This is a genomic window from Bacillus sp. FSL K6-3459, from assembly GCF_038003305.1.
GTDB classification, from domain to species: Bacteria; Bacillota; Bacilli; order Bacillales; family Bacillaceae; genus Bacillus; species Bacillus pumilus_O.
Genome location: NZ_JBBOOW010000001.1, coordinates 1,794,014 through 1,806,884, shown reverse-complemented (window position 1 = coordinate 1,806,884; position 12,871 = coordinate 1,794,014). Strand labels below are relative to the sequence as shown.

General features: G+C 42.8%; 10 protein-coding genes. All 10 read left to right on the top strand.

The genetic code is table 11. From position 1 onward, the window contains the following. Positions 1–71 precede the first annotated feature (71 nt). The gene (locus MHI35_RS09005) at positions 72–1,112 is read left to right on the top strand and encodes a LacI family DNA-binding transcriptional regulator (RefSeq protein ID WP_335349386.1); all 1,041 of its coding nucleotides are present in this window, start codon (positions 72–74) and stop codon (positions 1,110–1,112) included. Between the two features lie 218 nt (positions 1,113–1,330). Next, a complete protein-coding gene (locus tag MHI35_RS09000; RefSeq protein WP_335349385.1) occupies positions 1,331–2,587 on the top strand; it encodes an ABC transporter substrate-binding protein in 1,257 nt (418 codons plus the stop codon). Positions 2,588–2,617: 30 nt separating this feature from the next. Further along, positions 2,618–3,550, top strand: a complete 933-nt coding sequence (locus MHI35_RS08995) for a carbohydrate ABC transporter permease (protein WP_335349384.1) — start codon at positions 2,618–2,620, stop codon at positions 3,548–3,550. Beyond that, positions 3,550–4,380 (top strand): carbohydrate ABC transporter permease, encoded by an 831-nt coding sequence (locus MHI35_RS08990; RefSeq protein ID WP_144522612.1) that lies wholly within the window; start codon positions 3,550–3,552, stop codon positions 4,378–4,380. Before MHI35_RS08995 ends, MHI35_RS08990 begins: the two co-directional genes overlap by 1 nt. Positions 4,381–4,413: 33 nt before the next feature. After that, positions 4,414–5,754 (top strand): alpha-glucosidase/alpha-galactosidase, encoded by a 1,341-nt coding sequence (locus MHI35_RS08985; protein ID WP_211063970.1) that lies wholly within the window; start codon positions 4,414–4,416, stop codon positions 5,752–5,754. A 336-nt stretch (positions 5,755–6,090) separates the two neighbouring features. Beyond that, the gene (locus MHI35_RS08980; RefSeq protein WP_144522614.1) at positions 6,091–7,551 is read left to right on the top strand and encodes a CoA-acylating methylmalonate-semialdehyde dehydrogenase; all 1,461 of its coding nucleotides are present in this window, start codon (positions 6,091–6,093) and stop codon (positions 7,549–7,551) included. 234 nt (positions 7,552–7,785) lie between these two features. Further along, entirely contained in the window at positions 7,786–9,309 is a 1,524-nt protein-coding gene (locus MHI35_RS08975) for a glycoside hydrolase family 43 protein (protein WP_211064025.1), read from the top strand. A gap of 31 nt (positions 9,310–9,340) precedes the next feature. Then, positions 9,341–10,609, top strand: coding sequence for a glucuronoxylanase (locus tag MHI35_RS08970; protein WP_144471091.1), 1,269 nt, complete (start codon positions 9,341–9,343; stop codon positions 10,607–10,609). A 130-nt stretch (positions 10,610–10,739) separates the two neighbouring features. Beyond that, positions 10,740–11,447, top strand: a complete 708-nt coding sequence (locus MHI35_RS08965; protein ID WP_335349383.1) for a response regulator transcription factor — start codon at positions 10,740–10,742, stop codon at positions 11,445–11,447. Positions 11,448–11,449: 2 nt separating this feature from the next. Continuing rightward, entirely contained in the window at positions 11,450–12,853 is a 1,404-nt protein-coding gene (locus MHI35_RS08960) for a sensor histidine kinase (protein ID WP_335349382.1), read from the top strand. Positions 12,854–12,871 lie beyond the last annotated feature (18 nt).

Genomic DNA, 12,871 nt, shown 5'->3' with positions numbered 1-12,871 from the left:
CGTTTCCCCAACATGGTATCCTTCAAATATCTTTAGTAAATATTTAGTCAAAAACCAAGAGGAGTTTGCCTATGACCACACTCAAAGATATTGCTCATGATGCAAAAGTGTCCGTTTCTACTGTATCCCGTGTGTTAAATGGCGATCAAACCCTTGCCGTTTCTCACGCAACAAGACAAAACATCCTCGACATTGCAAAGAAGTTAAACTATACCCCAGTGAGAGCAAGAAAAGCCGATCAAGCAGAGGAAAAAAGCCCACCTGAATCCCCAATCATCGGTATCGTTGTCGCTCAATCCATTGACGAAGAATTAAATGATCCCTTTTTTTCATCGATTCGAAAAGGAATTGAAAAAGAATATGCCAAACAAGGGCTGTCCACCCTCCATACCTTTCGCCTGAGAAGCATGGATCAAGAGGCGATGTTAAAGGATATTGATGGTTTAATCGTCATTGGCCGAATCAGTCCTGATACGGTTGAAAAAATGACAAATCGAATGGAACACATTGTTTTTATCAATCATTATGCGGATGAGGATTTGTATGATTGTGTACATGTTGATTTTGTCAGAGCGGCAGATCGAGCAATTCGCCATTTGCAATCGCTTGGTTATTCACATCTAGGCTATATTGGCGGAAAGGAGCGAGAGCATTATTTCGAAGGGAATGCTGTGATTGAGGACGAAAGACAAACGACGTTTATGAAAAGAATGCAAGAAGCAGGTGGTCTTCATCTGGATGACATCCATATCGGGGAATACTCCATGCAAGAAGGCTATACGCTCATGCAGCATGCCATTAAAAAAGGAAACCTGCCACAAGCCTTTTTTATCGGAAGTGATTCAATGGCGATCGGTGCAATGCGCGCGCTCAACGAAGCCGGTCTACGTGTACCTTCAGACGTATCCATCGTTGGGTTTAATGACATTGAAGCGGCTTCATTTTCAAGTCCGCCACTTACAACCGTCAAAGTATATACAGAAGAAATGGGGGAAGTTGGTCTGAAGCTTTTGCTTGAGAGAATAAACGGCAGAAAGCTTCCTCTAAAAGTCGTCGTGCCAACAAAACTCATCGAACGGGGCAGCACATGTCTCGTCCATGAAAGGGGGTGAACCCGCGATTTCAGCAAACAAAAAAGAGACAAAAAAGCAGAAAGCAAGCTGCTTCGCACGATGGCCAGATCATGCGAAGAACAAGGCAGCCTACCGGTATGCTCTCTTATCTCTTTGAAAAGAATAGAATTCCAGTATAATAGACTTCTTTTGTTTCAGCAACTGCATGAATTCTACCGATTATCGTCTGAATTTTCAGTGATCAAAAGGAGGAAATCATGAATAAAAAAATCATGCTGCTGACTGCGGTCTTTGTCTTGACCATTCTTTTGTCTGCTTGTGGCAATAACGGTACGTCCGAAGCAAACGGAAAGGTCACCCTGACGCTCTTTTCGACGATGAGCAATAGCGGGGAAAGAAAAGCGTTTGAAGAAGTGATTCGTGCATTTGAAAAAGAGCATCCACATCTTCGAATCGATGCCAACTTCCCAGGCAACAGCTATGAAGATACGATCCGTGTCAAAATGGGGGCAAATGATATGCCAGATCTGTTTGACACACATGGCTGGGCCAAACTCCGCTATAGCGAGTATGTCGCTGATTTAAAAGAGATGGATTGGGTGAAACAACTTGACCCTTCACTCGATCAAATTTTAAAGGACCAAGATGGCAAAGTATACGCGTATCCGCTGAATCAAGCAAAAGACGGGCTTAGCTTTAATGCCAATTTATTAAAGGACTATGACATTGAGGTACCTAGAACACTTGATGAATTCAAATCGGCTTTGCTGACCGTTAAGGAAAAGAGCAAAGGAGAGGTTGTGCCGCTCTGGATACCAGGAGGAGACAACTCAAATATCGCCCAAGTCTTTGATGAACTCGCCACACCTTTATTGATCACGGGTCCAAATCATCGCTACGGAAAAGAACTTGAGAACGGATCATTTGATTGGTCTCTCTATACACCACTTGCACAGTTCATGAAAGATCTGAAGGATCAAGACCTTTTAAACAAAGATGTCCTCACAGCAAAACTCACTCAAGCACCTGAACTAATGGCACAAAACAAGATAGCCTTCACCTTTGTCGGAGGTTCTTTAGGACCTGAAGCGTCTGAACTCAATCCATCAGTCAAAGTAGGCACAATGCCAGTTCCATCTATTCATGAAGGAGATAAGCAAAGCTGGATTGGAGGAGAACGGTTTACAGTCGCTGCCTGGAAAAACTCCAAACATTTAAAAGAAGCAAAACAATTCATCGTTTTTCTCGCAAAACCTGAAAATGCGAAAAAAATCGCAGAAGGTACCTCATCTGAAGCAGCCTTAAAACAAGTAAAAGCGAAAAACGATTACTCTACGTTTTACGATCAATACGAACAGGTGAAGATTGAACCGTATTTCGATCGAAAATACTTACCAAGCGGAATGTGGGCGGTCATGGCAACAACGGGGCAAGAATTATTAGCAGGCTCCATCACACCAGAACAATTATCGAAGAAGATGGAAGAGGAATATAAGCGTCTGAAAAAACAATAGCAGGCTCATGCTGAAACAGGAGTGAAACCAATGAATGACATCACAAAAGCAGAGCAGCCAGCCGCATTCTCCCCTTTACCAAAGCAGAAAATGAAAAAAAGCCAGAATTCATCCCTTTGGTGGATGTACTTGCCAGCTGTTCTCATTGTCAGTACCTTTATCATTTATCCGTTTTTGAACGGCATTCAGCTTTCTTTTACGAATTGGAATGGATTCTCACAAACTTATGAATGGATTGGGCTTGATCAATATAAGCGCCTGGTTCAGGACCCAACGACATGGCTTGTTGTCAAAAATACGCTTCTATACGGAATCGGGAGCACCATCTTACAAAATATCATTGGACTTGGATATGCTCTTTTATTAAATCAAAGCTTAAAGATGAGAGCGATCACAAGAACAGTCATCTATTTACCTGTCATGATTAGTCCGATTGCGATGGGCTATATTTGGTATTTCGTGTTTGCTTACCAAGGGGGTGCCTTAAACGATGTGGTGACGCTTTTTGGATTTGATCAAATGAATGCGCTTGGCAATCCGCAATTAAACACTTGGATCATTGTGCTCGTCAACACCTATCAATTCGTCGGGATTGCGATGATCATTTATTTAGCGGGACTGCAAAGCATTCCTAAGGATTATTATGAAGCGGCACAATTAGACGGCGCATCCAGCCTCCAGCAATTTAGGCGAATTACATTGCCTCTCCTTCTACCGTCTATCACCATTAATGTTGTGCTAAATGTCATTGGCGGGCTCAAGCTCTTTGATGTGATTGTGGCGCTTACTGGCGGCGGACCGGGAGATTCCTCACAATCGATGTCGACCTTTATGTATGATCTGTACTTCAAACGTCAAGATGCAGGGTATGCAGCAACACAAGGGGTCTTCATGGCGGTCATCATTCTTATCATTAGTGTCACAGCTCTGTTGTATTTCAAACGAAAGGAGACCGAGATGTGATGGAAAATTCCTTTAAACATAAGAAGAGATGGTACACCTTTCTCGCTCTTTTGGTGACAGTACTTCACCTCATTCCATTTTATATCTTACTGACGACATCATTAAAGGGAATAGGAGATTTCAGTTCAAAATGGCTGTTTCCAAAAGCGCTTCATCTTGAAAACTTTCGCACGGCATGGACAGAGGCACAGCTTGGTCAGTCCTTTTTGAATACCGTGATCATTACGTTCAGCTCTGCTGTATGCCTCATCTTTCTTGGCTCCCTTGCAGCCTATCCGCTCGCAAGGAGAAGCACAAAGCTAAATAAAGCAGTGTATGTTTTATTCATCGCCATTATGGTCATTCCACCACTCACAGCCCTTGTCCCGCTCTATAAAATGGTCGTTCAAATCGGGATGATGAACACCTATCAAATCGCTATTTTAAATAATGTCGCTGCTTTTTTGCCGCTAACGATTTTCTTATACGCAGGCTTTATCCGGTCGACCATTCCAAAGGAGCTTGAAGAAGCAGCCCGTATTGATGGGGCGGGGACACTTAGGGTTTTTTTCACCGTCGTTTTTCCGCTTCTGAAACCTATTACGGCTTCTGTTTTAATCATTGCCTGTGTGTATATTTGGAACGACTATCAATTTGCCATCTTCTTTTTGCAAGATAAGGAGATGCATACACTCACAGTCGCCTTATCCCATTTTTTTGGTCAAAATCAGCATCAGCTACAGCTCGTTGGTGCCGCTGCGCTCATTGCGATGCTGCCAATGGTGACAATGTTTTTACTGTTACAAAAATATTTTATTGCAGGGCTTTCACAAGGCTCTGTCAAAGGGTAGTTCAATATATGGATGCAAAAAGGAGAGTCGTCTATGTCTAAAATTACATTTATCGGTGCAGGGAGTACCGTCTTTGCTAAAAATATATTAGGAGATTGTTTGTTCGTCCCTGCACTAAGCGGTTTCGAATTTGCTTTATATGATATCGACCATAAGCGGCTGAAAGAATCAGAAACGATGCTCCACCAGTTAAAAGAGAACTATGGTTCACATGTGACCATTACGTCCTATCACAACCGAAAAGAAGCCTTAAAAGATGCAAAATATGTGATCAATGCCATCCAGGTTGGAGGCTACCGGCCAAGCACATTGATTGATTTTGAGATTCCGAAAAAATATGGGTTAAGACAAACGATTGCGGATACAGTTGGCATTGGCGGCATCTTTCGCTTCCTTCGAACAATTCCTGTGATGCTTGCTTTTGCAAAGGAGATGGAAGAGGTTTGCCCAAATGCTTTATTGTTAAATTACACAAATCCAATGGCCACACTGACAGGCGCAATGCTACGCTACACACAGGTTCAAACGGTGGGTCTTTGTCATAGCGTGCAGGTGTGTACAAAGGATCTATTTGAATCACTTGAAATGGACCATGAAGGAATTGAAGAAAAAATTGCTGGCATCAATCATATGGCGTGGTTATTAGAAGTGAAACGAGACGGAAAAGATTTGTACCCAGACATCAAAAGAAGAGCGAAAGAAAAGCAAAAATCACGGCATCATGATATGGTACGTTTTGAGCTGATGGATAAATTCGGCTACTATGTCACAGAGTCCTCAGAGCATAATGCCGAATACCACCCTTATTTTATCAAATCGCGGTACCCAGAATTGATCGGTCAATTTAACATTCCGCTTGATGAATACCCGAGACGCTGCGAAGAACAAATCAACAACTGGAATACCATGAAGCATAATCTTGTGGGCAATACACAGATCACACATACTCGCTCAAAAGAATATGGTTCTCGTATCATTGAAGCGATTGAAACGAACGTTCCCTTTAAATTTGGCGGGAATGTGCTGAACACAGGAGGCCTCATTTCCAACCTGCCTGAAAAAGCATGTGTCGAAGTACCGTGTGTTGCAGATCGGAGCGGGATCTTGCCTTGCTATGTTGGAGAGATCCCTGAACAATTGGCTGGACTGAACCGGACCAATATCAGCTCACAGCTCATGACCATCGAAGCAGCAATCAGCGGCAAAAAAGAGCACATTTATCAAGCGGCATTACTTGATCCACACACAAGCGCTGAGCTATCGATTGATGACATCATCAAATTATGCGATGAGCTCATTGAAGCACATGGAGAGATGCTTCCGCATTTTGCAGAACCCAATCAATATGCCGCATCAACCAACTTACAGAAATAAACCAACCTCTACCTGATGCCACGCGCATCAGTTTTTTTATGCTGCAAAAAGAGGATTGACTGAAAGCGTTTTTAATATTATGATTTTTCTAAAGTTAATCAAAAGTTAATCAAAAATACACCATGAATGAATCACATTCTGGAATCATTTCTCACAAACCAATGGATGGGCGTCAGCCTTTCACACGTTAGAGCAAGCTTTTATCACAACGTAAACCAAAACGACAATAATATTTGACAAAGAGTGTATACAGATGGACGCCCGTTAGATGAGACAATGACAACCAAACACATCCTATAAGCATAACAATTTTTTCATAAAAAGGAGAGAGGGAACATGACCAAAACAGATGTACAAATGTTGAAAAATTATATTGGCGGACAATGGATTGAGGCAGAAACTAGTCAAACAGAGGCAGTATATAACCCAGCTACTGGCGAGATCATCGCAGAAGTGCCGCTTTCAACAAAAAAAGATGTCGAACATGCGGTACAGGCAGCACAAGAAGCATTTTCCACTTGGTCGAAAACTCCCGTTCCCCGCCGTGCACGCATTTTATTTAAATACCAACAGTTACTCGTTGAAAAATGGGATGAGCTGGCTGAACTCGTAACGATGGAAAACGGAAAAAGCATCACTGAAGCAAAAGGAGAAGTACAGCGCGGGATTGAATGTGTTGAATTTGCCGCTGGTGCACCAACCTTAATGATGGGAAAACAATTACCAGATATCGCATCTGGACTCGAATCTGGCATGTACCGCTATCCAATTGGCGTCATCGGCGGAATTACACCATTTAACTTTCCGATGATGGTTCCTTGCTGGATGTTCCCACTTGCCATTGCCTGCGGAAATACGTTTGTTTTAAAACCTTCAGAGCGCACGCCGATTCTTGCCGCACGATTAGCCGAATTATTTGAAGAAGCAGGTCTTCCAAAAGGGGTTCTCAACATTGTCAATGGGGCTCACGATGTCGTCAACGGTCTGCTTGAACACCAAAAGGTCAAAGCCATTTCATTTGTCGGCTCTCAACCAGTTGCAGAATACGTCTATAAAAAGGGCACAGAGTATGGCAAACGTGTCCAAGCACTTGCAGGAGCAAAAAATCACTCCATTGTCCTCAAAGATGCAGATTTAGATGCGGCAACGAAACAAATCATTGGTGCTGCCTTTGGATCAGCAGGAGAACGCTGCATGGCCGCGGCCGTTGTCGCAGTGGAAGAAGACGTGGCAGATGAGCTCATTCAAAAATTAGTGGATGAATCGAACGAGCTCGTCATTGGAAACGGAATAAATGAAGAGGTCTTTCTTGGTCCAGTCATTCGAGAAGAACATAAGGAGCGAACGCTTCAATACATTCAGTCAGGGATTGAAGAAGGCGCAAGTCTCATTCGAGATGGCAGGAAAGATCACGAAACAAATGGAAAAGGGTATTTCGTTGGACCAACGATCTTTGACCATGTGACAAATCAAATGAAAATTTGGCAGGACGAGATTTTCGCCCCAGTCTTATCAATTGTTCGTGTCTCTTCACTGACGGAAGCGATCGACCTGTCCAATCAATCTAAATTTGCGAACGGTGCCTGCCTTTACACAGACAGTGCATCAAGCATCAGAGAATTTCGCGAAAATATCGAAGCAGGGATGCTCGGCGTCAATATCGGTGTTCCCGCACCAATGGCATTTTTCCCGTTTTCCGGCTGGAAGGATTCTTTCTACGGGGATTTGCATGCCAATGGAACAGACGGAGTGGAGTTTTACACTAGAAAGAAAATGGTTACCGCTCGTTATATGTGATGAGCATCATAAATAAGCTAGGAAAATGCAGTTCCAAAAGGAGAACTGCATTTTTTTGTTGTCTCCTAGTCAAAAAGTAAGGGTTTACATGGTTGTTTTAGCAACGATTCCCCTCAAGAAATCATCCTTTGTATTCATTCTTCATCAGCGTCTATCAACATAATTTGAAATTGGGCGTAAACCCCAATATTAGGAAGATGAAAACAGGAGGAAAATGATGCGATGAGAAAGAGGATGAAGTGCGGTTTAGGTTTTTTAATTCTAGCTTTGGTACTAAGCTGTATACCCGTATATGATGCGAGTGCAGCAAGTACCCCCATTGCAAAACGAGTAGGAAATGCAAATCCGCTCATAGACCATCACCTGGGGGCAGATCCGTTTGCGCTCACCTATAACGGCAGAGTGTACATTTATATGTCGAGTGATGACTATGAATATCACAGCAATGGAACGATTAAGGACAATTCTTTTGCGAATTTGAATAGGGTCTTTGTCATCTCTTCGGCAGATATGGTGAACTGGACAGATCACGGAGCGATTCCAGTAGCAGGTGCCAATGGGGCTAATGGCGGGAAAGGGATTGCCAAATGGGCAGGCGCTTCTTGGGCTCCAGCGGCTGCGGTGAAGAAGATCAATGGGAAGGATAAATTTTTCCTTTATTTTGCTAATAGCGGTGGAGGGATTGGCGTCCTGACAGCGGACAGCCCGATTGGTCCTTGGAAAGATCCTATCGGAAAAGCGCTCGTCACGCCAAATACACCAGGGATGTCTGGTGTTGTATGGCTGTTTGATCCAGCCGTATTTGTAGATGATGACGGGACTGGTTATCTATATGCCGGCGGAGGCGTTCCAGGCGGTTCAAATCCAACGCAGGGACAATGGGCCAATCCTAAAACAGCAAGAGTTCTAAAACTAGGGCCTGACATGACAAGTGTGGTCGGCAGTGCATCAACCATTGATGCTCCTTTTATGTTTGAAGATTCAGGGATGCATAAGTATAACGGTACCTATTACTATTCTTATTGCATCAATTTTGGCGGCTCTCACCCAGGAGATAAACCGCCAGGCGAGATCGGTTATATGACGAGCTCAAGTCCTATGGGTCCCTTTACGTATAAAGGACACTTCTTGAAAAATCCGGGTTCTTTTTTCGGTGGCGGCGGTAACAACCATCATGCGGTGTTCAATTTTAAAAACGAATGGTATGTCGTGTATCACACGCAAACGGTGAGCTCTGCCTTATACGGAGCAGGGAAAGGCTACAGATCTCCCCACATTAATAAGCTTGTCCATAATGCTGACGGCTCCCTTCGAGAGGTCGCAGCCAATTTTGAAGGCGTTAAACAGCTTTCTAACCTCAATCCATATCAACGGGTAGAAGCTGAAACATTCGCTTGGAATGGACGCATTTTAACAGAGGCTTCCTCAGCACCTGGTGGGCCAGTCAATAACCAGCATGTCACAAACATTCAAAATGGCGATTGGGTGGCTGTCAGTAATGTCGATTTCGGCTCGAGGGGTGCCAGAACCTTTAAAGCCAATGTAGCAGCAGCCTCAGGCGGACAAATTGAAGTACGTCTTGGCAGTCCAGACGGCAGAATTGTAGGAACACTCAATGTCCCTTCCTCAGGCGGAAACTGGCGAGAAATAGAAACAGCAGTAAACGGGGCAACGGGAGTACACAACGTATTTTTTGTCTTCAAAGGAAATGGTGCCAACCTATTCCAATTTGATTCCTGGCAGTTTACTCAAAGATAAACAAAACTACTTGATGGGAGAGTGGGAAAATTTGATGTCCATAATCAAAAAACCAATTTGCACTTTATTGGTCTGCTTCACTATGTTGTCTGTCATGTTCATAGGGCCTGGGGTAACTGAGGTGTCAGCGGCAAGTGATGCGAATATTAATGTCAACGCGGAAAGACAAGTGATCCGCGGCTTTGGCGGAATGAACCACCCAGCTTGGATTGGTGATTTGACCGGACCTCAAAGAGAAACCGCATTTGGTAATGGGCAGAATCAGTTAGGATTCTCCATTTTACGGATTTATGTAGACGAGAACAGAAATAATTGGCACAGAGAAGTCGCCACCGCTAAACGAGCGATAGAGCACGGCGCTTTGGTGATCGCTTCGCCTTGGAATCCTCCAAGCCATATGGTGGAGACTTTCAACCGTAATGGTGCGTCTGCAAAGCGGCTAAGATACAATCAATACGCCGCATACGCTCAGCATTTGAATGATTTTGTGACATACATGAAAAATAATGGCGTCAATCTCTATGCCATTTCTGTACAAAACGAGCCTGATTATGCACATGAATGGACATGGTGGACACCTCAGGAAATCCTGCGATTCATGAGAGAAAATGCCGGCTCCATTAATGCACGTGTGATTGCACCAGAATCTTTTCAATACCTTAAGAATATTTCAGATCCTATCTTAAACGATTCGCAGGCGCTTAGAAATATGGACATTCTCGGTGCCCATCTGTACGGAACCCAAATCAGCCAGCTTCCGTATCCTCTTTTCAAACAAAAAGGAGGTGGAAAAGAGCTGTGGATGACAGAGGTCTACTACCCGAATAGCGATAACAATTCTGCGGACCGCTGGCCTGAGGCATTAGGGGTATCAGAGCATATTCACCATTCAATGGTGGAAGGGGACTTTCAGGCGTATGTGTGGTGGTACATCAGGAGATCATACGGTCCTATGAAAGAAGATGGAATGATTAGCAAGCGTGGATACAACATGGCGCATTTCTCCAAGTTTGTGCGTCCAGGGTTCGTTAGAGTTGATGCAACGAAAAGCCCTGAACCGAATGTTTTCGTGTCAGCCTATAAAGGAAACAACCAGGTCGTCATTGTCGCGATTAACAAAAACAATGCAGGAGTCAATCAACACTTTGTTATGCAAAATGGAACTGCTTCGAAAGCGTCAAGGTGGGTCACAAGCAGTAACAGTAACCTTCAGCCCGGAACTGACTTAAACATATCAGGAAATCAATTTTGGGCACATCTCCCTGCTCAAAGTGTGACAACGTTTGTGGTCAAACGCTAAAAACGCTTAAAGCCAATTTTCTCATTAAAAAAGAAAATTGGCTTTTTTTCTGTGTAAATAGAAAGTTGATTTTTCACGACGTCTACACTTTGGGTATAATAATAACAATGACTTCAGGAGAGTGATCATAATGCCAAAACTTCAAAGCAAAGTCTTGATTATAGATGACGAAAAAGAAATCTTGGAATTAATCCATACCGTTTTAACAAGAGAAGGCATTGACCGGGTGATAACAGCTTCAACTGCCCGTGATGGACTCTCGCAATTCCATCAAGAACAACCCGATCTCGTCATACTGGATATTATGCTGCCAGACGGTGAAGGCTACGATATTTGCAAACAAATCAGAGACGTCTCGACTGTTCCGATTATCTTTTTATCAGCAAAGGGAGAGGAATCAGACAAAATTGTAGGACTTGCCATTGGCGGCGATGATTACATTACAAAACCGTTCAGCCCAAAAGAAGTCGCCTACCGGGTAAAAGCTCAGCTAAGACGGTCATCATACTTACAGCCTTCTCAAGCTGACCCGATCATTAAAAAAGGACCTTTTGAATTAAACGAGCAGCAAGCTGAACTGATGAAAAATGGAGCGACGATTGAGCTCACTCCGAAAGAACTTATGTTGATGACCTATTTTTTGCAGCATCCGAATCGCGTGATCAGTAAAGAAACGCTTTATCAAACGGTTTGGGGAGAGGATTTCTTCGGTTCTGATAATACAGTGATGGTACATATAAGAAGACTTCGGGAAAAAATAGAACATTCCCCATCTACACCAGAATTTCTCGTGACGGTCAAAGGACTTGGCTATAAATTTGTTGTAAAGGATGCGTAAAGATGAAATGGCGATTAACAGGCAGATATATGGTCTCTGTCATTATCGTGACCATTATCACAGTCTTTATTAACTTATTTGGATTCATGATTTGGCTTGTACTACAAGCAAGCAGCCAGCAAAACGAAGAAAATACGCCGGAAACCTTCACAAGAACATTTGAACAATACATCACCTTGTTTAATCAAGATATTACTGTGAGTAAAGAAGGACAACAAGCCTTAAAACAACAAAATGCATGGATTCAAATATTAGACGAAAATGGACAAGACGTCTATCATGCACAAGCACCTAAAGGTTTAAAGAGTAAATACACACCTATAGAAATCGTGAACTTACATAAATATAAAGATAAGCAATTGATGTCGACTATTTATGCTGGGGGGAAAAACGGAAAGGGCAAAGAATACAGCTACTTTATCGGATTTAAGGACCCTTCCATCGGAAAATATTTATTTTCTTTTGATACGAAAGACTTAATATCGCAATTCAATATCGGGACGATGATTTTATTATCGATTGATGCCATTATTGCCTTATTCATTGGATACTTATTCAGCCGGCAGCTCATCAAACCGCTCGGCCGTGCCATTTATGGCATCCAGCGACTTGCAAACGGAGATTATACGACGAAGCTGCCAACGAAGGGAATCTATAAAGATGTATTCTATAATGTCAATCACTTATCAGAGCAGCTCGCTTCAAGTCAAAAGGAAAAAGACAAATTAGAGCAAATGCGAGAAGAGTGGATCAGCCATATTTCTCATGATATTAAAACACCATTATCCTCTATTCAAGGCTATGCAGAAATCATAAAAGATCCAAATTATCCTCTTTCAGAACAAGATATCAGACATTACGCTGACATCATTGAGAATAAATCACTGTACATTAAAGATGTGATGGAGGATCTAAATTTAACAACAAGATTGAAAAATAACGACGTGTTGCTGCATAAAGAGCTAGTGAACATTGTGCCGTTGCTGCGTGAAACGTTAATTGATATCCTCAATGATTCGAGATATGCTAATCAGACCATTGAGCTGCAAACGAATGTAGACAAGCTGATACTGAATATTGATACGATCCTCATACGAAGAGCGGTCACCAATCTCATATTAAATGCCCTTGTCCACAATGATGCAGATGTGAAAATCATTGTACAGCTTGAACAAAAAGACCATACCCACATCACAATTCAAGACAACGGCAAAGGAATTGAAGAAGCAGAGCTAGAAAAAGTGTTTGACCGCTACTATAGAGGGACGAATACAGGAGGGACACATGCTGGCTCTGGTCTTGGAATGGCGATTGCAAAAGATATCATCCAAAAACACGGCGGAGATATGACGATACAAAGTATCATTGGAGAAGGGACAACGATTGATATCCAGTTACCCGCATAAAGAGACATACAAAAAACG

Coding starts and splice junctions, on each gene's coding strand:
- MHI35_RS09005 (WP_335349386.1), top strand. CDS start 72: ATGACCACACTCAAAGATATTGCTCATGATGCAAAAGTGTCCGTTTCT.
- MHI35_RS09000 (WP_335349385.1), top strand. CDS start 1,331: ATGAATAAAAAAATCATGCTGCTGACTGCGGTCTTTGTCTTGACCATT.
- MHI35_RS08995 (WP_335349384.1), top strand. CDS start 2,618: ATGAATGACATCACAAAAGCAGAGCAGCCAGCCGCATTCTCCCCTTTA.
- MHI35_RS08990 (WP_144522612.1), top strand. CDS start 3,550: ATGGAAAATTCCTTTAAACATAAGAAGAGATGGTACACCTTTCTCGCT.
- MHI35_RS08985 (WP_211063970.1), top strand. CDS start 4,414: ATGTCTAAAATTACATTTATCGGTGCAGGGAGTACCGTCTTTGCTAAA.
- MHI35_RS08980 (WP_144522614.1), top strand. CDS start 6,091: ATGACCAAAACAGATGTACAAATGTTGAAAAATTATATTGGCGGACAA.
- MHI35_RS08975 (WP_211064025.1), top strand. CDS start 7,786: ATGAAGTGCGGTTTAGGTTTTTTAATTCTAGCTTTGGTACTAAGCTGT.
- MHI35_RS08965 (WP_335349383.1), top strand. CDS start 10,740: ATGCCAAAACTTCAAAGCAAAGTCTTGATTATAGATGACGAAAAAGAA.
- MHI35_RS08960 (WP_335349382.1), top strand. CDS start 11,450: ATGAAATGGCGATTAACAGGCAGATATATGGTCTCTGTCATTATCGTG.